Annotated in this window: 18 protein-coding genes; 9 read left to right on the plus strand and 9 right to left on the minus strand. The window is 70.4% G+C overall.

What is annotated here, in order from left to right; translation table 11 throughout:
* Positions 1-93 precede the first annotated feature (93 nt).
* Entirely contained in the window at positions 94-360 is a 267-nt protein-coding gene (locus ACWC09_RS39015; protein ID WP_450855791.1) for a DUF6343 family protein, read from the minus strand.
* Positions 361-436: 76 nt separating this feature from the next.
* On the opposite strand from ACWC09_RS39015, the gene ACWC09_RS39020 reads away from it, so the two are divergent.
* Complete coding sequence (locus tag ACWC09_RS39020) at positions 437-1,336, plus strand: acyltransferase domain-containing protein (protein ID WP_450855792.1); 900 nt, start codon at positions 437-439, stop codon at positions 1,334-1,336.
* Between the two features lie 115 nt (positions 1,337-1,451).
* The gene (locus tag ACWC09_RS39025) at positions 1,452-1,886 is read left to right on the plus strand and encodes a DoxX family protein (RefSeq protein ID WP_450855793.1); all 435 of its coding nucleotides are present in this window, start codon (positions 1,452-1,454) and stop codon (positions 1,884-1,886) included.
* Positions 1,887-1,938: 52 nt separating this feature from the next.
* Here the strand turns inward: ACWC09_RS39025 and ACWC09_RS39030 are convergent, their stop codons facing one another.
* On the minus strand, positions 1,939-2,475 hold the full coding sequence (locus ACWC09_RS39030; RefSeq protein WP_450855794.1) for an RNA-binding S4 domain-containing protein: 537 nt from the start codon (positions 2,473-2,475) through the stop codon (positions 1,939-1,941).
* A 262-nt stretch (positions 2,476-2,737) separates the two neighbouring features.
* On the opposite strand from ACWC09_RS39030, the gene ACWC09_RS39035 reads away from it, so the two are divergent.
* Positions 2,738-4,102, plus strand: a complete 1,365-nt coding sequence (locus tag ACWC09_RS39035) for an MFS transporter (protein ID WP_450855795.1) — start codon at positions 2,738-2,740, stop codon at positions 4,100-4,102.
* Between the two features lie 3 nt (positions 4,103-4,105).
* Here ACWC09_RS39035 and ACWC09_RS39040 read toward each other — a convergent pair whose 3' ends face one another.
* Positions 4,106-4,324: a hypothetical protein gene (locus ACWC09_RS39040; RefSeq protein ID WP_450855796.1), complete on the minus strand. Its 219-nt coding sequence runs from the start codon at positions 4,322-4,324 to the stop codon at positions 4,106-4,108.
* Between the two features lie 75 nt (positions 4,325-4,399).
* Here ACWC09_RS39040 and ACWC09_RS39045 point away from each other — a divergent pair, with 75 nt between their 5' ends.
* Both ACWC09_RS39045 and pip read left to right on the plus strand, forming a co-directional pair.
* Positions 4,400-5,092 (plus strand): uracil-DNA glycosylase, encoded by a 693-nt coding sequence (locus ACWC09_RS39045; RefSeq protein ID WP_450855797.1) that lies wholly within the window; start codon positions 4,400-4,402, stop codon positions 5,090-5,092.
* A gap of 37 nt (positions 5,093-5,129) precedes the next feature.
* Positions 5,130-6,098, plus strand: coding sequence for a prolyl aminopeptidase (gene pip / locus ACWC09_RS39050; protein ID WP_450855798.1), 969 nt, complete (start codon positions 5,130-5,132; stop codon positions 6,096-6,098).
* A 270-nt stretch (positions 6,099-6,368) separates the two neighbouring features.
* Here pip and ACWC09_RS39055 read toward each other — a convergent pair whose 3' ends face one another.
* A complete protein-coding gene (locus ACWC09_RS39055; RefSeq protein ID WP_450855799.1) occupies positions 6,369-7,031 on the minus strand; it encodes a GntR family transcriptional regulator in 663 nt (220 codons plus the stop codon).
* Positions 7,032-7,188: 157 nt separating this feature from the next.
* On the opposite strand from ACWC09_RS39055, the gene ACWC09_RS39060 reads away from it, so the two are divergent.
* The 3 genes from ACWC09_RS39060 (at position 7,189) to ACWC09_RS39070 (ending at position 10,580) form a co-directional block, all read left to right on the plus strand.
* Positions 7,189-8,658, plus strand: coding sequence for an NCS1 family nucleobase:cation symporter-1 (locus ACWC09_RS39060; protein ID WP_450855800.1), 1,470 nt, complete (start codon positions 7,189-7,191; stop codon positions 8,656-8,658).
* Positions 8,659-8,663: 5 nt separating this feature from the next.
* Complete coding sequence (locus ACWC09_RS39065; RefSeq protein ID WP_450855801.1) at positions 8,664-9,404, plus strand: aspartate/glutamate racemase family protein; 741 nt, start codon at positions 8,664-8,666, stop codon at positions 9,402-9,404.
* A gap of 213 nt (positions 9,405-9,617) precedes the next feature.
* Positions 9,618-10,580, plus strand: coding sequence for an MBL fold metallo-hydrolase (locus ACWC09_RS39070; protein ID WP_450855802.1), 963 nt, complete (start codon positions 9,618-9,620; stop codon positions 10,578-10,580).
* A gap of 54 nt (positions 10,581-10,634) precedes the next feature.
* On the opposite strand, the gene ACWC09_RS39075 is transcribed toward ACWC09_RS39070, so the two are convergent.
* The 4 genes from ACWC09_RS39075 to ACWC09_RS39090 form a co-directional block, all read right to left on the minus strand.
* Entirely contained in the window at positions 10,635-11,102 is a 468-nt protein-coding gene (locus ACWC09_RS39075) for a GNAT family N-acetyltransferase (RefSeq protein WP_450855803.1), read from the minus strand.
* Complete coding sequence (locus ACWC09_RS39080) at positions 11,099-11,512, minus strand: RidA family protein (RefSeq protein ID WP_450855804.1); 414 nt, start codon at positions 11,510-11,512, stop codon at positions 11,099-11,101. Before ACWC09_RS39080 ends, ACWC09_RS39075 begins: the two co-directional genes overlap by 4 nt.
* A 192-nt stretch (positions 11,513-11,704) precedes the next feature.
* Positions 11,705-13,942 (minus strand): UvrD-helicase domain-containing protein, encoded by a 2,238-nt coding sequence (locus ACWC09_RS39085; RefSeq protein ID WP_450855805.1) that lies wholly within the window; start codon positions 13,940-13,942, stop codon positions 11,705-11,707.
* Positions 13,939-20,814, minus strand: a complete 6,876-nt coding sequence (locus tag ACWC09_RS39090; RefSeq protein ID WP_450855806.1) for a DEAD/DEAH box helicase — start codon at positions 20,812-20,814, stop codon at positions 13,939-13,941. The genes ACWC09_RS39085 and ACWC09_RS39090 overlap by 4 nt, the downstream gene beginning before the upstream one ends.
* A 187-nt stretch (positions 20,815-21,001) precedes the next feature.
* On the opposite strand from ACWC09_RS39090, the gene ACWC09_RS39095 reads away from it, so the two are divergent.
* The gene (locus tag ACWC09_RS39095; protein ID WP_450855807.1) at positions 21,002-22,102 is read left to right on the plus strand and encodes a beta family protein; all 1,101 of its coding nucleotides are present in this window, start codon (positions 21,002-21,004) and stop codon (positions 22,100-22,102) included.
* Between the two features lie 20 nt (positions 22,103-22,122).
* Here the strand turns inward: ACWC09_RS39095 and ACWC09_RS39100 are convergent, their stop codons facing one another.
* The gene (locus ACWC09_RS39100) at positions 22,123-22,518 is read right to left on the minus strand and encodes a hypothetical protein (protein WP_450855808.1); all 396 of its coding nucleotides are present in this window, start codon (positions 22,516-22,518) and stop codon (positions 22,123-22,125) included.
* Positions 22,519-22,525 lie beyond the last annotated feature (7 nt).

A 22,525-nucleotide genomic window follows, 5' to 3' on the forward strand; every position in this document is an offset into this window, starting at 1 on the left:
CGACAACGCGGCTGGGGGTCCCCCCACGCCATCAAGGCAGTGGGGGAGCGCGTGCCAGGCCCCGCGACGCCGAGCTGATCCGCCGGACACCCCCTAGCGGGGGCGGCTCTCCGGCGGGCGGTACGGGGGGATGTCCGGGCCCGGCTGGAAGTGCGGGCCCTCGCGGATGTGCTTGAGGATGACCGCCATGTCGATGGTGATCACCAGCCACAGCACTCCGCAGGCGGCCGCCCACCCGGGCCGTCCGGCCAGCGCGAACGCCGCCGTACCGAAGATCGCCCAGACCAGCCCCCACACGCTCAGCCAGAACCGCGCGCGCAGTGCGCTGCGCGCGGTCGTGGGTTCACTGCCCGTCCGCATCGCCCGATCACTACTCCTCCTTGCAACGTACTCTTCGAGGCGGACGTTCACCAAAGGGCTGGGCCAGGGGGTACACGTGCTGCCGGACGCCGACGAGCTGGCCGAGGTGCTGATCGACCTCGCCGTACCGCACGAGGACATCAACGAGGTCGTCCGTATGGGCCGCCGGGTGACCGACGACCCTGAGCTGCGGCATGTCCTGGAGGCGTCGGTCGAGGAGCTCGTCCGGGACCTCGGGGAGATCCGCGGCGGGGTCGAACCGCCCGAGCTGGACTGGCCGTCGGGGGCGTTGCAGCGCTGCTTCCCGGTGTACGTGTTCGTGGCCGCGCTGCCGTACACGCGGGCGTATCACCGCGAGCGGGGTGTGCCGGAGGACGTGTCCCGGCGCACCCTCGCCGACCTGGGCAGGAGCATGGCCGTGCATCGCAGGCGGTACGGTCTGGCGGGGGTGCAGGCCCCGCGCTGGCTGGTGCATCACTTCCGGGGGGAGCTGTACCAGCTGGGCCGGTTGCAGTTCGAGCGGGCGCGGCTCGGGCAGCGCACAGGGGACGCGCTGGCCGCGGCGGGGCTCGACGGGGGACCGGGCACTCCCTGTCTGAACGTGCACATCCCCGACTTCCTCGGCCCGCTCTCGCCCCGGGCGTGCGACCGCTCGCTCGCGCTGGCCGCCGACTTCTTCGCGCGGCACTACCCCGAGGAGAAGTACCGGGCCGGAGTCTGCCACTCCTGGCTGCTGGACGCGCAGTTGAAGGAACACCTGCCGGCGGAGTCCAACATCGTGCGGTTCCAGGAACGCTTCCACGTCGCCCGCGTGGACGAGGAGCCGTCCGACAAGGAGCCGGTGCAATTCGTCTTCGGCGACCCGGAGTTGTCGATCGAGGCGCTGTCCCGGCGCACGACCGTCGAGCGGGCCGTCGGGGACCATCTGCGGGCGGGCGGCCACTGGTACATCGGGCACGGGTGGTTTCCGCTGTAGGCGTGTCATCCGCCGAAGGCGTGCGCGAAATTCCTCCCGGCACCGATGAGTTCCGCGGCCACGCCCGGTCTGCCCCTGTGACAGCGACACGAACCGCTCACCACAGGAGAACCCCATGTCCGAGACCACCGTCCCCACCGCCTCCGTCGCCGCCGGCTCCACCCGTGGCCGCCGCGCCCGGATCGCACTGCGCACCGTGCAGGTCCTGCTCGCCCTCTTCTACGGCATCGCGAGCGCCCTGCCCAAGCTGGTCGGGAACTCCTACGCCGTCGACGCCTTCCACAGGATCGGCTGGGGCAGTGCCGGTATGTACACCATCGGCGCGCTCGAACTCGCCGGTGCCGTGGCCCTGTTGATCCCGGTGCTGCAGTCGGTGGCCGCGGTCGCGCTGAGCGCCCTGATGGTCGGCGCGTTCTTCGTGCAGATGATCGTCTTCGGCGGCGAGAACGCGGCGACCCCGCTGATCCTGATCGTGCCGCTGGCGCTCATCGCCTGGGCCCGGCGGGGTTCCAACGCGGATCTGCTGAGCCTCGTACGACGACGGGCCTGAGCGCCGAACACGGCGGTGGCGTCCGGTGCGAGCCGGACGCCACCGCCGTACGTCATCGTCCGCTCGGCCTCGGCTTGCTGCCCTCCGCGAGCCCCCGCAGCCGCTCCAGCTCGCGTCGGTCGCGCTTGGTCGGGCGGCCGGTGCCGCGGTCGCGGATGCCGATCGGGGCGACGGCCTCGCGTGGGGGCGGGGGCGGCGAGTTGTCGACGTAGCACTGGACCGCCACCGGGGCGCCGACCCGCTTGCGGATCAGACGCCTGACGATCACGATCCGCTCCCGGCCCTCGTGCCTGAGGCGCACCTCGTCGCCGACGCGGAGGGTGTGGGAGGGCTTCACGTTCTGGCCGTTCACGCGCACATGGCCGCCCTTGCAGGCGGTGGCGCCGAGCGAGCGGGTCTTGATCAGGCGCACGGCCCAGATCCAGCTGTCGACGCGCACAGGCTCGCCGCTCGCCGGACCGGCCGCCTCGGCGGCGGCGACGGCGGCGGCGACCTTGGGGTCGACGGTCTGCTCGGCGGGCGCTGTGCCCTCGGCCTGCGGCGCGCCGGAGCCCCGCCCGTTCTCGTCCTCGTCAGCCTCGGAAGCCATGTCCCCGACCTTAGTCCTCTCGGGGCGGGCGGTCCGCACGGATTTCGCGTACCTGCCCAGGCGGGGCGAGTGGTCCGGCGCAGGAACACCGCGCAGGTGAGGGCGCCGAGCGGCACAAGGGCGGCATTCACCGCGATCGCGTCCGCAGACCGCCCAGGACGGCAGCGCGACCCCTCTTGACATGTCCGCGATCGGGTAGCACGCTCACCGAGCCTCGTCCATTGGTTCAGTGGTTCAACCATGCGCATGCGTCGGAGCCGCCATGACCGCGCACGAGTCCACGCCCGAGCCCACCCCCGCAGCCGTCGACCGACATCGCCGCCGCGCCGTGGTCGCCAGCACGGTCGGCACCGCGATCGAGTGGTACGACTTCTTTCTCTACGGCACCGCCGCCGCGCTGGTCTTCCCCCATGTGTTCTTCCCCGGCGAGGCGGCGTACACCGGAGTGCTCGCCTCGTTCGGCACGCAGTTCGTCGGCTTCGCGGCCCGTCCGCTGGGAGCCGCGGTCTTCGGGCACATCGGCGACCGGATCGGCCGTAAGTCCACCCTCGTGACCACCCTCGTCCTGATGGGCGTCAGCACCTTCCTCATCGGCCTCCTCCCCGGCTACGGCACCCTCGGCCTCGCCGCGCCCGTCCTGCTGGTCGTGCTGCGGATCGCCCAGGGCATCGGCGTCGGCGGAGAGTGGGGTGGCTCGGTGCTGCTGTCCATGGAATGGGGCTCCGAACGCCGCCGCGGACTGATGGCCAGCTGGCCCCAGCTCGGCGTGCCGCTCGGCCTGCTCGCCTCCACCGGCATGGTCAAGCTGATGAACGCCACCGCCGGCGCCGGCTTCGACAGCTGGGGCTGGCGCATCCCCTTCCTGGCCAGCGTGGTGCTGATCGGCATCGGGCTGTACGTACGGCTGCGGGTGCTGGAGAGCCCGGCCTTCACCCAGGTGAAGGAGGAGCGGGTGGTGGTGCGCCGGCCGGTCCGGAGCGTGCTGCGCCACCAGTGGCGTACCGTCCTGACCTCCGCCTTCGTCCGGATGTCGGAGCAGGCGCCGTTCTATCTCTTCATCACCTTCGTGCTCACCTACGGCACCGAGGAACTCGCCCTTCCCCGAGGGGACCTGCTCGACTACACGCTCGTCGCGGCAGCCGTCGGGCTCGTCAGCGTCCCGCTCTTCGGCCACCTCTCCGACCGGTTCGGACGCCGGCTCGTCTACGGCGTCGGCATCTGCTGCACGGGCCTGTACGCCTTCCCGTACTTCGGCCTGCTCGACACGGGCCACTCCGGGCTCGTCCTGCTCGCCATCGTGCTCTCCCTGGTCTTCCACGACATCCAGTACGGCCCCCAGGCCGCGCTGATCGCCGAGGGCTTCGGCGCGAACGTCCGCTACAGCGGGGCCGGGCTCGGCTACCAGCTCGCGTCGGTCGTGGCGGGCGGACCGGCGCCGCTGATCGCGACGGCGATCCTGAAGAACACCGGTTCCAGTACCTGGATCAGCTGGTACATCGTCGGGTGCTGTGCCGTCGCCATGGTCGCGCTGCTGCTGATGCCCCGCAGGGCGCCCGAGGCCGCCGTCCCGCAGCGGGCGGTCGCGGCGAGCGGGACCGAGGCCGGACCCTCCCCGGGACAGCTCTGACCGCTACGGTGTGCCACCCCACTCGTACGGTCCGCCGCCCCGCCACTCGATCAGCTCGGGGTCGTCGACGGCCCGGTCCTCGGCGGGCAGGCCCGCCTGATGCACGAAGTCCAGCACGTCGAAGAGGCTGTACGCGGTGCCCGTGCGCTCACCATTGACCGTCACCGCCCGTCCGCCGTCCGCGTCCGGCGGGAGCACGACCACCGTGGCCTGCGTGTCCATACCTCCAGCATGCGCCGGAACGGGGCCGTCGGCAGTTCGCTGCCGCAAGGAGTCCCGCGGCCATACGGTGGACGCATGGACAGCCTCGCCGAGCTCGACGCCCGTGTCACCGGATGCCGTGCGTGCCCTCGGCTCGTGGCGTGGCGTGAGGAGGTCGGGCGGGAGAAGCGGGCGGCCTTCCGGGACTGGACGTACTGGGCGCGGCCGGTACCGGGCTTCGGGCCCGCCGACGCCCCCCTGCTGATCGTCGGCCTCGCACCGGCCGCGCACGGCGGCAACCGCACCGGCCGTATGTTCACCGGGGACCGCTCCGGGGACGTGCTGTACCAGGCGCTGTACGACGTCGGGCTGGCCTCCCGGCCCACCTCCGTCAGCGCGGACGACGGCCTCGAACTGCACGGCGTGCGCATCACGTCTCCCGTGCACTGCGCCCCGCCCGAGAACAAGCCCACACCGGGGGAGCGGGACACCTGCCGCCCCTGGCTGGTCCAGGAGCTGAAGCTGCTGCGGCCCACCCTGCGCGCGGTGGTCGTGCTCGGCGCCTTCGGCTGGCAGGCCGCGCTGCCCGCCTTCGCCGAGGCGGGCTGGGCGGTGCCCCGGCCCCGCCCCGTCTTCGGGCACGGCACGCGCGTGCCGCTCGACGGTCTCGGCCTCTTCGGCTGCTTCCATGTCAGCCAGCGCAACACCTTCACCGGCAAGCTCACCCCCGAGATGCTGCGGGACGTGCTGCGCACGGCGGGGGAGGCGGCAGGCCTGCCCGTGAAATGAGAGGCGGTACGGGCGGCGGCGGGGTTACGGTGCCCGGATGCCCCTCCACCCCGAGATCGAGCCCTACGACCACGGCCTCCTCGACGTCGGCGACGGCAATCGCATCTACTGGGAGACCTGCGGCAATCCGCGGGGCAAGCCCGCGGTGGTCCTGCACGGCGGGCCGGGCTCCGGCTGCACACCGTGGGCGCGCCGCCTCTTCGATCCCGCCGCCTACCGGATCGTCCTCCTCGACCAGCGTGGCGCAGGACGCTCGACGCCCCGTGCGAGCGCGTACGACACCGACATGAGCGTGAATACGACCGCTCATCTCCTCGCCGATCTGGAGCTGCTGCGAGGGCACTTGGGGATCGGGCGGTGGCTGGTGTGGGGTGTGTCGTTCGGGTCGGTGCTGGCTCTGCGGTACGCGCAGACGCATCCGGGGGCGGTGTCCGAGCTGGTGCTGACCGGCGTCGCGACCGGTTCCGATGCCGAAGTGACCTTGCTGACCAGGGGACTTGGGAAGATCTTCCCGGAGGCCTTCGAGCGGTTCGTGGGTGAGCTGGCGGTGGGCGAGCGCGACGGCAGTCTCGCCGCCGCCTACAACCGGCTGCTGGAGTCGCCCGACCCCGAGGTGCGGGAGCGGGCCGCGCGGGCCTGGACCGACTGGGAGACGGCCACCATTCCCGCACCGCCACGGTCGGTCGAGCGGTTCGAGGACCCGGAGTTCCGGATGGGCTTCGCCCGCACTGTCACGCACTACTGGGGCAACGGCCACTTCCTCGGCGAGGGCAACGACGAGGGTGTCGTCCTGCGGGACGCGCACCTGCTCAAGGACGTCCCCGGCACGCTCGTCCAGGGCAGCCTCGACTTCGGCAACCTCGCCGGCATCGTCTGGCGGCTCCACCACGCCTGGCCCGCAAGCGAGTTGGTGGTCGTGGACAACGCCGGCCACACCCCCGGGGCGCCCGGCATGACGGAGGCGCTGGTGGCGGCGACCGACAAGTACGCCCGCCGCCGACCGTGACGCACCGCCGACCGTGCTCCGTGGCCGGTCGTGATCCGTCGCCGGCCGTGACCAGTCGGCAGATACCCGGCCGCCAGCAGCCGCTGGTAGCCCACCATCCGCTCGGCCTCCGCGAGATGCGGTGTGCCGACCGGCGTGAACGGTGTGTCCAGCGGTACGTCCGCCACGACGACCCCCGCCCCGCCGCCGACCATGCCCAGGCTCACGCCCATCAGCACGGCCCCGCTCAACAGCCCACGTCTGCTGACCACTTCTCCCCCTGTGCCTCGGTCACATCCCGGCATCACCGAACAGATGCCGCACGGTGGAACGGTAGTTGGCCTGGACGTGGTTCAGGGCATGGGCGCGGGCGCGGTCCGGGTCGCCGGAGGCGATGGCCTCGTACAACTCCCGGTGCTCGGTGAGGAGTTGGGGCCACTCCTCGTTCTGTCGGGTGAGCCAGCGCAGACGGCCGTCGACCGGCTCCATCACGGAGATCAGCAGGCTGTTGCCGGCCAGGGCGAGGATGCGGTCGTGGAAGCGGGTGTTGACGTCGGTGATCGTCTCGGCGTCCCCGGCCCGGGTGGCGGCCGCCGCGCCGTCGAGCAGCTCGCGCAGCTCGGCCAGGGCCTCGGGGGTCGCCCGGGACGCGGCCAGCCCCGCCGCGTAGACCTCCAGCGCCTCCCGCAGCTCGAAGAGCTCCTTGACGTCGGTCGGCGTCAGCCGTCGTACGACCGTACGGCGCGCGGACTCGAAGAGTACGAAGCCCTCGGCGACCAGCGCCCGGATCGCCTCCCGGACCGGCACCCGGGAGACCCCGAACCGCTCGGCCAGCTCGCGCTCCACCAGCCGGTCGCCCGGCAGCAGCCGACCGGCGATGATGTCCTGCCGGAGGGTCGCCAGGACGCGCTCGCGGACCGCGCCGAGGGGTTCGATCTTCGTCGGGGAGCTCATGAGCCCATCTTCGCCGACCCCGGGAGTGTTTTACGGAGCGTTAACGGCAACGACATCGGTCGGAACGGTTGACGGGAGGACCATGACCGCAGTTTGGTATACCAAACGCGTTCCGGTCCGTAGTCCTCCTCCTCCGTCCCGTCGCCCTGGAGGCCCCGTGTCCCTCGCCGATCGCGCCGAAGCCACCGGCGCACCAGCGTTCGTCCCCGACCCACGCCTCACCAACGAAGACCTCGCACCCGCCGAGAAGCGGAACTGGAAGGTCTTCGATCTCTTCGCCATGTGGATGTCCGACGTCCACAACCTCGGCAACTACACCTTCGCCGCCGGCCTGCTGGTCCTCGGTATGAACGTGTGGCAGGTCTTCACCTCCCTCCTGGTCGGCTTCGTGCTGATCTACGTCGGCATGAACTGGATGGGGAGGATCGGCCAGCGCCACGGCGTCCCCTTCCCCGTCGTCAGCCGCATCAGCTTCGGCGTCTGGGGCGCCAACATCCCGGCCCTGATCCGCGCCGTGATCGCCATCATGTGGTACGGCATCCAGACCTATCTGGCCTCGGTCGCGGTGAACGTGATGCTGCTGGCCGCCTGGCCGGGCCTGAAGTCCTGGACCACCCACTCCTTCCTGGGACTTGACGCCCTCGGCTGGCTCTCCTTCGTGTCGCTGTGGCTGATCCAGGCGCTGATCATCAGTCAGGGCATGGAATCCGTGCGGAAGTTCCAGGACTTCTGCGGCCCCGCGATCTGGCTGGTGATGATCGCGCTGGCGATGTGGGTCCTCTGGAAGGCCGACTGGAGCATCTCGCTCACCTCCACCCCGCACCCGGTCTCGGTCGGAGAGCAGTGGCGGCAGTGGTTCGGCGCGATCGGCCTGATCCTGGCCACGTACGGCACGCTGATGCTCAACTTCTGCGACTTCTCGCGCTTCGCCCCGGACTACAAGACCGTCCGCCGCGGCAACTTCTGGGGCCTGCCCATCAACTCCACGGCGTTCGTGGTGGTTTCGGTGATCGTGACGGCCGGCTCGCTGAAGGTGTTCGGTACGGCGATCACCGACCCGGCGGAACTCGTCGCGAAGATCGGCAACACCTGGGTCCTGGTCATCGCGGCGTTCACCTTCGCCGTCGCCACCATGGGCGTCAACATCGTCGCCAACTTCGTCTCACCGGCGTACGACCTGGCGAACGTCTGGCCGCAGAAGATCACCTTCAAGGTCGGCGGCATGATCAGCACGGTCGCCGCGCTGGTCGTGACTCCGTGGAATCTGTTCTCCAACCCCACGGTCGTCAACTACTTCCTGGGCGGCCTCGGCGCCTTCCTGGGCCCGCTGTTCGGCGTGATCATGGTCGACTACCACCTCATCAAGCGTGGACGGGTCGACGTCGACGAGCTCTTCGACGCCCGCCCCGGCTCCCGCTACTACTACCGCAAGGGCGTCAACCCCAAGGCCCTGGCCGCGTTCCTGCCCTCGGCTGCGGTCGCGGCGGTGCTGGCGCTGGTGAAGACCTTCAGCGACGTGGCCCCGTACTCCTGGTTCATCGGCACGGCGCTGGCGGCCGGGCTGTACCTGGTGATCTGCCGCTCCGAGCGTGCCCCTGTCCCCGAGCCGACTGCCGTGGAGGTCTGACGGACGTGCGGATCGTCGTCACCAACTGCAACACCACGCAGGAGATGACCGAGGAGATCGTACGAGGTGCCCGGGCCGCGGCAGGCCCGGGCACCACCGTGCTCGGCCTCACCCCCACGTGGGGACCCGAGTCGGCGGAGGGCTGGCTCGACAGCTATCTCTCGGCCGCGGCCGTCATCGATCTCCTGCGGACGTACGAGGGCCCGTCCTACGACGCCGTGGTCATGGCCGGCTTCGGGGAGCACGGAAGGGAAGGCGTACGGGAGTTGGTGGACGTGCCGGTGGTCGACATCACGGAGGCCGCGGCCCATCTGGCCTGTCTGCTGGGGCGGCGGTACGGGGTCGTCACCACGCTGGAACGGTCGTGCGGGCAGATCGAGGACAGCCTGGAGCTGGCGGGTGTGGGCCGCAACTGTGCCGCGGTCGTCGGGACGGGGCTGGGGGTCCTGGACCTGGGCGACCCGGACCGCACGGAGGCGGCCTTTCTGTCGGCGGCCGAGCGGGCACGGGAGGCGGGAGCCGAGGTGCTGGTGCTCGGGTGCGCGGGGATGACGGGGTTGCAGCGACTGCTGGGGGAGAAGCTGGGGATGCCGGTGGTGGACGGGGTCGGGGCGGCGGTGAAGCTGGCGGAGGGGCTGGTGGGGTTGGGGCTGGGGACCAGTCGGGTTGGGGGGTATGCGAAGCCGGTGGAGAAGCGGAGGGTTTGGGGGCCGGGGCCGGGGCCGGGGCCGGAGGTGGAGGGGTGAGGGCTGAGGGGGTGGCCGGGTGCGGTCATTGGAGGGCTGAGGTGGCGGGTTCCTCGGGAGAGCACTGACGGGCAGAGTGCCGTGCGAGGGGGTGCCGCGCGTGAGGGTGCCGTGCCGGGAGGGCTGCGGGGGCTGGGCCAACCTGTGGTGGAACCGGGGACGTTGTGGGGGCGGCCACAGAGCGGACGGTGATCTTCACCCACAATGAGCCGCATGAACCTTCCCGACGGACTCACCCCGGTGGCCGACGGCCTCCACCTGTGGGCCCCGCAGCACACCGGCACCTGGGGCTTCGCCAACTGTCTGCTGATCACCTCCGGCGAGCAGGCGGCCCTGGTCGACACGCCCTACGACCGACCGATGACCGAGGCCCTGATCGCCGCCGCCGGCCCGGTCCTGCCGGCCGGCGCCGCGGGGGTGGGGACGATCGTCAACACCCACGTCAACGGCGACCACACCTTCGGCAACGGCTGCTTCCCCGGCGCCGAGATCATCGCCACCAAGGCCAGCGCCGAGCACCTGTGCCACGAACCGTCGCCGCAGCAGATGCACTTCCTCACCACCCAGACGCCGGCCGACCAGCCGCTGGGCTGGTACGCGCGCGAACACTTCGGCCGTTACTCCTACGAGGGCGTCGAGTCCGTGGCTCCCACGGTCACCTTCTCCGGCCGCTATGACCTCCATGTCGGCGACATCGAGGCCGAACTGATCGAGGTCGGCCCGGCACACTCGGCCGGCGACCTGATCGTCCACCTCCCCGCCCAGCGGGTCGTCTGCGCCGGAGACGTCCTGTTCGCCGAGGACCACCCCGTCCACTGGAACGGCCCACTGGCCCGTATCGCCGCGGCCTGCGAGACGATCCTCGCCCTGGACCCGGAGGTCGTCGTCCCCGGTCACGGGCCGGTGATGGACCCGCAGGACGTCCGGGACCACATCGCCTATCTACGGCAGCTCGAAGCGCTGGTCCATGCCAGGCACGCGGCCGGCGTCCCCGCGGGCGAGGCGGCCGCGGACATCCTCGACACCGGTTTCTACAGCCACCTGGGCCTGCGGGAACGGATCGTGATCCTCACCGCGGTGGAGTACCGACACCTGGAGGGCGACACGGAGGAGCCCGACCTGGTGGGGCTCGCTGCGCAGGCGGCGGGGTGGGCGTTTCGGCGGCGGGAGGGATAGGGGGGAAGGGGTAGGGGGTGCCGGCGCGCGGTGGTACCTGAAGCGCCCGCCGGTTCACGGTCGCCAGACGTACCGCACATCCGGCTCCCGCTCCTCGTTCCCGCTGCCGTCCGTGTACTCGACGGCGACGAAGCCGTGGCGCTCGTAGAACCGGTGGGCGGGCTTGTTGACCTGGAAGGTCCACAGGTCCAGCCCCTCCGGACTCCGCTCCTTGGCCAGCCCGACGAACCGGTCGCCGATCCCGCGTCCACGCCAGTCGGGGGCGAGGTAGAGCTGGGAGAGCTCGTCGTCGTGGAGCACCATCACCCCCACGATCCCGCCCCCCTCCCCGGCATCCGCCACCCATGTCTCCCGCGACGGCACCACCACGTTCCGGAAGTGGTCCCGCACGTCGTCGCCGGACCGTGGGCTGACGACCGTCGGCAGGGCGGCGGCGAAGGAGCGGAGCCAGACGTCGGCGGCGGCGAGGGCGTCCGGGGCGACCGCCCGGCGCAGGACCACATCTGCCGGGGCAGTACTCACGCCGACCCCTCCTCCGGAACGACCGCGGTCGCCGTGATCTCCACCAACTGCCCGCCGTACCCGAGACACGCCACACCGATCAGCGTCGACGAGTGCGGCCCGACACTGAGCCCGGACGCCTCGACGACGTCCCAGACGGCGGACAAGGCCGCGGTATCGCTGCTCACGACGTACACATCGGTGGCCACGACATGCGCCAAGTCGCTGCCGACGGAGCGCAGTTGCTCCTCGAGATTCAGGAGCACCTGCTCGGCCTGCCGTACATGGTCCCCGGGACCCACCAGCTTCCCCTCGGCGTCGAGCGGCACGGAACCGGCGAGGAAGGCGAGCTTCGTACCGGCCTCGACGACGGAGGCATGGGAGTAGCGGGGTGGCGGGAAGAGGGTGGGAGTGGTGACGCGCTGGATCACGGGGGCGGCTCCCTGGAAGGTCGAAGGCCGAACGTGGAAGGTCGAACGTGGAAGGTCGACAACTCACCGATGGTCCGCCCCGCCGCCCGTGCCCGCACCCCAATTTCCCGTCGCTATGGGGCGGCAGCCCGGTGCGCTGGCTGTCGCCCTCTCCGGTGCCGAGGCGCTCTTCGAACGTGTCACCGCCACCGGCTAGGTCGCCAGCAGCGGCTCCAGGAAGCGGCTGGGCGCACCGTGCCAGAAGATCGCAAGTGAATCGCGCGAACGGGTGGCCGCGACGAAGAGGAGTGAGCGAGCCCGCTGGAGTTCGCGTCGGTAGCGCAGTGCGTCGGTGCGCTGCATGCGGATCACCTCCGTGCGCGGTACCAGGCCTTCGGTCACCCCGGCGATGATCATGCGCTGGTATTCGAGTCCCTTGAACCGGAACATCGTGCCGATGTGCACTCCCTCGTCGCCGCGTGGGCCGTCCGGGCCGATCTCCACAGCGCGGATGCCGGAGTGGGCCAACGACACAGCGACTTGTTGAGCCATGGCGTTCGTGGGCACGCAAATGGCGATCTGCTCAAGGGGGATGTCGTCCCACTGTGTGATCTGCTCGGTGATCGCCTCGCGTTCGGCTTCCCAGTCGGTGTTCGGGTGGAGTTCGGGCAATGCTCCGCTCAGAACGGACCTGTATCCGGCCAGGTTCTCCTCGTTGCCGTCAAGGTCGTCGAACGACTCACCGCTCAACACTCCTAGTGCCGAGCCGAGGATCTGCCTGGTCGTCCGGTAGCTGAGCGTGAGCTTGGCGGACCGGCCGCGGATGTTGATGCCGAGGCTGCCCAGCGTCACCTGGTTGTTGTAGATGCGCTGGTGTGTGTCGCCCACGAGAAAGATGTCATTGCGGTCTCTCGCGACCATGGCGCGCAGCATCTTCCAGTGCCCAGGCCGAAGGTCCTGGGCCTCGTCCACGACGATGTGCCGATAGCGGTACCGGAGCCATCCCGCGGAACCGTCCTGGAGGTGGATGTTGTCCAGGCCGCCATGTTCCGCACGCTGCCGCTCGACGGTCTGCATGCGTCGTTCGCGCTCCATCTCCAGCCGCGCGGCCCGTTCGGCGACCTGCGCCCACGTCTGTCGGCCGAGACGGTCCAGTCGCTGGGTGAACTTCTCGGCCAGTTGCCAGATTTCGGCTCGCTCCGGCCGGGTGATGTTCCTGCCCCGCCCGGCGCGGCGGGCACGGAAATAGTCGGTACGGGATGCGACTGCCTGGCCGAGGATCACCTGGGTCCACTCGTCGTGGAGGAATTCCGCGTCCCAGGCCGTGTCACCGAGCTCGTCGAGCATGGCACGCCACTCGCGAAGCACCTGGTTGTCGTCGATCGTCTGCTTGGTGCTGCCGGGCTCGGCCTCCCGGACCACGCGCAAGGCCAGTTGGTCGACATGGCTGATGTCCACGCGTGACAGCAGCTGTTCGCCACCGAGTTCCAGCAGCCGTGCGCGGAGGTCCGCCGCGAGATTCTTGTTGTACGTGGTCAGCAGCACCTGCTTGTTGCGGCCTTGGGGGAGTTGCTCGACCAGATGCTTCACGCGGTGCAGGGCGACGATGGTCTTGCCCGTCCCCGGGCCGCCGCCGACGCGGGCCGGGCCCGAGTAGTCCCGCTCGACCAGCTTGGACTGCGTGGGGTGCAGGAAAACCTTCCAGCGCCCGAAGTCCTCGCCTTCCAGGGCCTCGCGCAGCGCCTCGTCCGTGGTCGTGACCATCGTCGCCGGGCGCTCGGCGGCGGTCTGGAAGTCCTCGGTGTCGACCGGCTCGGGCGCTGCGACCGGGGCCGTCACCTGTTCCAGTACGTAGTCGTACGACTTGCCGTCGAAGAGGTAGAGCAGGATCTCGCCGGTCAGCTGGGGTGCGTACTCGATGAGCCCGAGCAGCTGCTCCTCGGTGGTGAGCGTGCGGATCACCGGTACGAGCGGCTCGGCCACGCCGAGGTCGGAGAGCTGCTGGTCCGAGAACCGCGCGAACAGCGGTGCCGGCTGCGGGAGTTCGGGCTGGACACGGGGCGTTGGCTCCGGCCGCGTGGGGGCCGTCCGCCTGAGGACGCTCTCCTCGACGACCTGCAGGTCGACGTACTCGATGGCGCCGGTGACCTGGTTGATGCCGTAGGAGAAGCGGTCGAGGTTCTCGTAGACCTCTTTGCGGTGCTTGACGGAGACGATCAGCCAGTCGGTGTCGGCGAGGTGCAGCAGCAGGGCGCGGTACTCGTCGTTCACGCGCGCGGACCACAGTCTGCTGTCGCCCTTCAGCTGCTTCAGCTGGAGACCCGTGGCCTGCGGATTCGCCTTGAACTTGTGCTGGAAGTCGTAGAGGGCGCCCTTGACCGAGCGGGGGAGCTTCAGGATCTCCTTGTCGGCCTTGTCGAGCAGACGCAGGGTCACACTCGTGGTGTTCATCGGTGGGGCTCCCCGTGGGTCGTTCCGGTGGTTCCGTCTTCTTGCCGATCACGATTCCTGACGGGCGCGGATGGTTGCACCGCCAGCCGTTCCGCCAACTCCCTGGCCGTCCAGTCGCTCGCGGGGCGCACGTCCCATCCCGCGGCGGCGAAGGCCGCGTCCCGGTCCTGGGCCTCGTAGTCCGGTTCGGAGCCGACGGGACGGGGAGCGAGCACGACACCGACCTTGCAGTCCGGCCAGGCGAGCTCGGCCAGCCAGCCACGGTCGTCGAGCTCGAAGCCGTCGACGGGTGCGGGCGCCGCCATCGAGGCGAGTGCCACCGCCAGCAGCTGGAGTCCGGGCTCGTCCGGATCGAGGTACTCCAGCACGGTGTCCCAGGCGGTGCCGTCCGACATGGTTCCGTTCGGTTCTGTTGCGGCCGGTGCTGCTTCAGGAACTTCTCGGACGTCGCGCTGCACGACGGGCTCTTCGGTGCCGATCCCGAGATCGATCCGGGTGGAGGCGAGCCAGCCGGAGCCACCGGTCACCGCGAGGGTGTCGGCCGAGAAGCCGTCCAGCAGGCTCGTGGTCAGCTGGGCACTGTCTCCTCCGCCGTGCTCCAGGAACTGCAGCAGATTGCTCCAGTACAGCCACGCCCGCCAGCGCTTCCGGTGAGCGTCCGTGTCGGCGACGGCCGCCGGGCTGTCGTCCAGCACGGTGGCGGCCGTCCACGCGGGCGGCTTGTGCCGTGCGTCCGCCACAGCCGTCACGGCACAGCCCGACCGGTCCACCGCGGCGAGGATGCGCAGGGGCCCGCCCCGGCCCTGGGGCGGCGTGCCGTGCAGGGCTGCCGTGAGCTGGGTGCCCACGGCCTCCTCGGAGACGGCCGCCATGTTCGGCCGGGTCCCGGTGAGGCCGGCGACGGCCGCTTCCGCGCGTGCCAGCCATGCGTCGGCGTCCGGCGAGCGCAGGTAGGAGAGCAGCAGATCCGCCGGGTTGATCCAGACGGTGTGGGCGAGCTCGCCCGGCAGGCCGCTTCGCACCTCGTCGTAGTACTTCCTCGCCTGTTGCGTGCCGATGTCCCCATAGGGCTGCCAGACCGGATCCGGAGATCCGACGGCGGCGTAGCCGGTGTCGCGCACTCGGGTGCGCCACTCCTTCACGTCGAAGTACGTGAGCTGGAAGACCCGCAGGCCCTCGGCGCGCAGCCGGGTGCGCTTGTTGGCGTCGTCGGCCAGCCGGTTGTGCTTGGCGGTGGCGTGGAACTCGTAGCCGTCGAGGTAGAGCGCGAGTCGTGGTCCGGGGGCGTCGAGGCGTTCGAAGAGGACGTCCGGACGCGTTCCGTCCAGCGCCCGCTGCTGGGAGACACGCCAACTGAGTGTGCTGCCGTCCGCGCCGGTCAGCCTGAGATCCAGCGAGTACGTACCGGCCGTGGTCGTGTACACGTCGGCGCTGGCGCGCGAGTCGGGATGCTTCGCCCAGTCCTTGAGCGTCTCGATGAACATGACCTCGAGGTCGCTCTCGGCCTGCCGTTCCAGTGGGATCTGGTGTGTGGCGGTCACCGGAGAGGTCTTCCATCCCTCACCGGTCTTGCCGAGCAACTCGTCGAGCATCTGGCGGACTTCGTTGCGGCTCACGCGGTCGTAGTCGCTCGCCGGGACGCGGCGAAGAAGACACCGGTGGCAGCCGTCCATGCCCTTCTCGATGCAGGGGCAGCTCTCGATGACCTCGCGTGCCTTCAGCAGCACCTCGCGGAAACCGTCGGCCGACGCCAGCCGGTGGAGATATCCCGTGCCGCCCGGCAGCCGGTCGTAGACCACGAGGAAGCGCCGGGGCCAGTCGGCGTCGCCGCCGTCGGGCATCGAGGCGGAGGCGATGTCGATGTGGTCGGGGTCGCCCCCGTACCGCGCGGCGATGCCCACGAACAGAGCGGCGGTGAAGGACGCCAGCCGCTCCTTGGCACGGGCGACGGACGCCGGGAGCAGGATGCGTACGGCCTCGGTGACCAGCTCGTGGGCGAGCAGCAGCGGCACGTCCTGGCCCTTGCCCTGCCGGTCGCCCGCGTCCCGTGTCTTGCGGCGCGGGCACCACAGCAGATGGTGGGCGCTCGCCTTGTTGCTCGCGGCCAGGGACTCGGTGAGCGCGCCCGAGGGCTGGTCCACGACGGGGCGCCCGTCAGCGGTGGCACCGCCGCAACTCGTGCACACGTAGAAGGGGTTGAGTCGGACGTCGTCCCCCGCGACGGGCACGGTGCTGCTGCCGTCCTGCCGGTCGAGCCCCAGGTTCAGGGTCCTGATGACGGCGCGCCTGGTGAAGTCGATGCCGAAGACGGCCGTTTGGTGCCGCCACGAGCCGGGTGCCAGATGCACCGGATCGATGTCGACGGTCGTGAGCATCGCGTAGCGGCGGCGGTCCCGCTCGTCCTTGTCGTCCCGGACCCTGGCGTCGTCGCGTTTGTCGCGGGCGATGACGCGCTTGGGCTCCAGGACGTACTGGACGCACCCGGCGTCGGCGATCTCCCGTCCGCCGCAGCGTGGACACGGCGTGGTGTCCGTTCTGGCGTTCTCGGTGCGCACGTAGCCGCACGCCGGGCAGAGCCGCCACACCGACCAGGCGCGCCGATCCGGGCTGCCGATGTCCAGGGCCCGTACGACGTGCCGGTAGCCGTTGACGTAGAAGCTGTTGCCGGGGGCGAGTTCGGAGAGGGACAGCCTGCGGGAGCGCTCGTAGTCGCGTACTTCGCTGCGGTACGTCTTCTTCGAGCCGGCGGCCTCGCCGTCGCCGTCCTCGGCCTGCTCCTCGGTCCAGTAGAGGGTGGCCTCCAGTTGGGTCGTCGTGTCGGCGAGGCTGTAGTTCGGCAGGAGACCGAGATCCACGAGCGCGCCGTGAGCGCTGGTCTGGCTCAGCTCGCGCAGCAGGTCCCCGGTGGCACGGCGCTCCGCCAGCAACTCCCGGTATTCGCGGTCCTGCTCGGGATCGGAGCGCACGAGGGCTTCCATCGCGCTGTCGATGGCAGCGATGCGCCGCCGCAGTTCCTCACGCCGTCCCGTCCAGTCCTCTTCGGCTTCCTGCAGGGCGCGGACGATCCCGCTCGTGGCGTACGTGCGCAGTTCGTCGGCGGCGTGATCGGAGACTCCCGAGCCGTCCGGCCCGCCGACAGGGAACAGGGTCAGGAAGTCCTCGACCAGACGCGCGCCATGGGTGAGCGCGGCGTCCGCGAGATCCTGGCACCAGCCGGTGGTGCCGAAGAGCGCCGACACGAGCCGCGGGGCGGGCTGGAGCTGCTCCCCGTCCGCCGTGGCGAGTGAGCCGCGAGCCGCGAGATCCAGCAGGTGCGCCGTGTACTGGCGGCGCAGGATCTCCACCGCGGACAGATAGCAGCCAGGCGGAACGATGTCTCCGGCGATCATCTCCCGCGGCTCGTCCAGGTAGTAGAGGTCGCGGGCGCGTCGGCCACCGAACGCGACCACCAGCGCATTGCCCGTCTTGCGGCCTGCTCGTCCCGCCCGCTGCACATAGTTCGCGGGACCCTTCGGAAGGGACCCGAGCAGGACGGCCGACAAGTCACCGATGTCGATGCCGAGTTCGAGGGTGGGCGTGCAGGAGAGCACGTTCGGGTCCGTGTAGTGCGTGCCCTCGCGAAACGTCCGTTCGACGCGTTCGCGCTGCGGGCGGGTGAGCATGCCCGTGTGCTCCGCCGTGACCACACGGAACGTGCCGCCCGTCAGATACAGGCGCCGGTAGTAGTCGTTCTGGTAGTCGCGCTCCCGGGAGCCGCCGAAGCTGCCGGACGTGCTGGTGGCGCTGACGGAGACGTCTGCCTGTGGAGGCCGCAGCATCCCCGGGCAGCGGTAGCGCGGGCACGGATGCCCGTACCAGCGGGTCCGGCGCTCGGGCAGCACGACCTGCTCCCAGCCGCAGTCCGCGCAGCTGACGAACGCCTTGTTGACCACCGCGTCGTCCAGCAGGCGCACCTCGATGTGCCCGGGCTGGAGGCCGTAGACCTTGGTGGTCCGGTCCTGCGCCGTGCGCACCGCGAGCACATGCTCCTCCGCCAGCACGGGCAGGAGCCGGCGCAGGTACTCGCTCGCACCGGCCGCGTCCAGGCCGAGGCAGCGCCGGGTCCAGTCCTGGTACCAGCCGAGCCTGCCGGTGGCCGCGTCGAAGGTCGACTTCTCCTTGGGCCCGTCGAGCAGGAACCGCGGAGCCGCCACCCCGTCCGGGAAGGCCGGCATGCCGTCCGGCCGCCCGCCCCACACCTTGAACCGGGTGACACCCGCGTCCCGCATCCACGGCTCCAGCCACCGGTGCCGGACGCCTCCGCGCTGCCGTACCCGCTCCAGCAGCCCGCGGACGAACGCCAGATAGCGCTCGGGTGTCGGCAGCCCTCCCACCGCGACCAACTGGCCGGGCAGGGAAAGATGCAGATCACGCGCGAGGGCGGTGAGCCGCTCCGGGTCCTCGACGGCGACCTCGGCGGCGGCGGTGCGGGTGAGCTCCAGGGTGCGCCCCTGACGCGAGCGCAGACCGAACTCCATGACGGTGGCGAAGGCCAGCCGCTCACCGATGAGCTTCCACGTACGGGCGTCCCCGGTACCCCGCCCGGACAGCAGCCGGTCCACACCGGGCTCGTCGTGCAGGTCGGGCGGCACCACGGCGGCCAGTGCCTGCGGGTCGTCGACGGAGTCGAGGACGTTCCCGATCAGGTCGTTGAGCGCCAGTGGCTCCGGGGAGCCGTCGAGGGCGTGCGCGAGCAGCGACCGCAAGGAGAACTTGTACGAGGCGTTGGCGACGTAGCCCGCCCGGTGCGCGGCGTCCTGCGTCGAGTCGTTGAAGAGCAGCGTCTTGCGCTCCTCCGGGACGAGCGCGATGTCGCCGCCCGTGAACAGCTGGGTGACCGTGGCCGAGGCCAGGGCAGCGAGCGACGTACCGAGGAACCGGATCCCGTTGTCCGTGTTGCAAGCCGGGCAGCGGTCGTCGACGGCCGCTCGGTCCGCGGACTTCTTGTCGGTGATGGCCAGCGCGAACCAGCCGTCCTGCAGCTCGTCGCGGTCCGCGGCCGTCGGCAGCCGGTACGTCCCCTGGGCGCCGTCCAGCACGACGACGGAGAGCGGGTCGACGCCGCTTCCCGACGACGCCCTGGCGCCGGTGAGGGCGCCCAGTGCCTCGTCCCGCTCGGCGGGAGTGGCGGCGATGAAGTACCGGATGCGCCGCTTGTCGCGGCCGATTCCCGCGCGCCACACCTTGTCCTGCGCCATCACCAGCTGCTGCGGATCGGCTTCCGGGGACAGTGCGGCCCACCCGGACCGTCCGCAGTTGCGGCAGTAGACGGCGGGCAGATGTACGGCCGCGGGCCGCACCGCCGTGTCCGTCCCGGGCTGCGCCCGCGCCCGCCGGGCGTCACCGGAGGGCCATGACCCGGACGACCGCTCGTCCTCGTCACCACCCGCGGGAGGTGCGGCGAGGGCCGCTCTGCGTGCCGCGGTCCGGTCGTCCTCGTACCAGCGGAACTCCGGCGTCGGCCCCACACCGCGCAGCACGCGCGTGACGGGCCGCACCCACAGGTGGGCCTCGATGTGCAGCAGGGGCCGGGGCCGCTTCTCGTCCGACTCCGGATCCCGCGCGGCGGACAGCAACGCCACGAAACGCGACAGGGCCTGCAGCACGAGCCTCGGATTCTCCCGTGCGGCCCGCGCCCACGCATACCCGAACCGGCTCATCCGGTCCCGTAGTTCCCACTCGCCGAGCGGCTCGCCGTCCAGGAGCCACAGCACACCGTGGGTGAAGTCGTGCCGCTTGAGCAGCCTGCCGAGCTGGAACGCGTCGAGCCCGCGCCGCCCGAGAAGCTTTTCTGCCAGCCCGTTGAGGTCCAGCAGGTCGGGACGGGCTTCCACGCCGGGGCCGCCGGAGAACTCGATGACATCCTTCGGGCTTGGCGGCTCGGGCAGCTCGTAGTCCACTTCCCCGGTGAACTGCACGGCGGACATGCGCTCTTCACCGATCACGGCGTCCGGCGCGAACGGCAGCCCGAAGACCTGGGCCGCCACATCGAGGATGCTGCCGTCCCGGCCGCCGGAGCCGCCTTCGCCGAGGGTCGCGGACGTCGCAACGGGACAGATCGCCCCCAGCGGCCGCCCCGGCCTGCTCTGCCCGGTGGCCGAGGCCAGCCGGCGCAGCAGCATCGCGACGTCGGTGCCCTGGGCCCCGTCATACGTGTGGAACTCGTCGAGCACCACGAACGCGATGTCGGCGCCCTTCCACAGAGGTTGGTCCTCTCCGCGCTGCAACAGCAGATCGAGCATCTTGTAGTTGGTGATCAGCACATCGGGAGGTGTGAGCCGCATCTCCTCGCGCCGGGTCAGCACCCGCCGGAAGTCGGTGTCGGGCCGGTCACCGATGTACAGCCCGGCGGTGACCTGGGCGAGTTCCGGCTGCGCGAGATAGTCGCCGATGCGCCCCGCCTGGTCGGTGGCGAGCGCGTTCATCGGGTACAGCAGGACTGCCTTGACCCCGCGCCTCCCACGCGCCTTCTCCCGCCGGCAGTGGTCGAGCACGGGCACGAGGAAGGACTCGGTCTTGCCGGAGCCGGTCCCCGTGGTGATCAGCGTGGGCTGCGCCGGCCCGTGCAGAGTGCTCAACCGTTCCCACGCCTTGGCCTGGTGCCGGTACGGCGGAAAGCCGGGCGCCCACTCAAGATGCTGCTGCCAGCCGTCGTCGGCCTTGTGGAACGGCGTCCTGATGCGCAGGTACGGGCCGCGGAAGATGCCCGTCTCGGGGTGCCCGAGGAAGCGCTCCAACGCCAGGCGCGTGTCTCCGTCGGTGAGGGCGTATGTCGTCGTGAGGTATTGGATCAAGCTGCCACGGACCTGTGCGGCGGCCAGGGTCGGCCTCACGACGTACTCCTTCGTCCCCAGGAAGTTGTGCGGATCAACCGTATAGCGGGCATCTGACAGCGTCTCCCGATTCGCGGCTCATATGAGCGGTCCTTGGCCGAAACCGCGTTCTTTCGTCACCGAACGTTCCACTTCACGCTTCAACCAGGGGTGATACGGCGATGCAGCGGGGTCTGGGGGAGCCGCGATGGTCGAGCCGATCTATGTACCGGTACTGCCCGCACGGCGGGATGCTTGGAACGCGTATGCGGAACTGGATGTGCGGATACGGCGACGTATCGCGCCGTTGTGGACGCTCGTGCCGTACACCGGCCGGGAGCGTACGCGCGGCGAGAGTGCTGTACCGGTTCAGAGTCCGGACCGTGACCAGGCCGCACTCGACCGCTGGCTCACTCCGCGCATGGACCAGCTGATCGAGGCGACGGACGGGATGCCCGGCTGGGTGGACCCCGTCCATGTCGATGGCAGTCTCCACGGGACCGCGGTGAGTCTGTGGCGGCTGATGACCCGCAGTGGCCTACGGCTGGTGACCGGCCCGGAACGAGACCCCACGCTCCAGCGCTACGCCGCCGACCTCGCCTTCCTCAGCGGGCGCGGCATCGGAATACGCGTCCTGGTCGACACCCCGCCGGACGAGCCTCAGCCGACGGAGCTGCTGAGCCTGATCGATCGGCTCTGCCTGCCGCCCTCGCAGCTGGACCTCATCCTCGACGTGGGCGCGGTGGCGGATGCGGCGGAGACGAGCAAGAAGGCCATCGTGGCCCTCGACCTGATGGGCACGCTCGTCACGTGGCGGACGATCGTCCTGACCTCCGGCGCTTTCCCGCGCCTGCACGACAGCCCCGGCGCGGAGGTCGCCTACGTCGCTCCGCGCTACGACAGACAGCTCTACCGGGCGGTGCGTGCTGCCCGCCTGGCTTTCCCGAGAGCTCTGGTCTACGGCGATTACTCGGTGGAGCACGCGTTCAGCGCGAACCTCCCTCATGTGCGGGCTCTTGGGCCGCCGTGGGGGCTGATGCGGTACACCGCGTCGGACGGCTTCCTCATCGGGCGGGTGCCCACCAGAGGAAGTGATCGGGTGGGCCGGGTTCGGGGCACGGCCCGCTGGATCACCGGGTCCGAGGCGTTTCGCGGTGCCGACTTCAGCGACGGCGAGCGCTGGTTGGACGAGTGCGCACGAGGGGAGGGCTCCAAGGGCTCAGGGAACGCGGAGACTTGGATCAGAGCAGGGCACACCCAGCACATGAGCTTCGTCGCGACCCAGATCGCGCGGGGAGAGGTGCTGTGAACCGGCCAGAAGGTAGTTGATCAGTGCCCGGCGATTCCGGCAACGACCGCGACGGCGCCGGCGAGCTGGCCAAGGGGCTCCGTGAGGGACGTGGCGCGTTCGCCGAGGCGTCCTACTGCACGGCTGATTCGGTCCAGCCGCCGACGCCACGTGGATTCGTCGGAGGACGACTGGGAGTTGAGGGCATCGGTCGTGTCGTCGAGGCTGTCCGCGATCTCCTCACGCAGTGTGCTGTCTGATTCCGCAGAGAGCGAGCCTCGTATCTGTTCGATGAGTTCGAATGCCTGCTTCAACGCATCTTGGGACGAACCAGTGTCGCCGATTTGTTGTGTGACGTTGTCGCCGGTCGAGAGGTTGCTGCCGCTGATGCTTCCCCCGGTGATGACAAAGCCGGAATTCTCGTTCACCTCGGACATGATGTGC

The organism is Streptomyces sp. NPDC001617 (assembly GCF_053596855.1).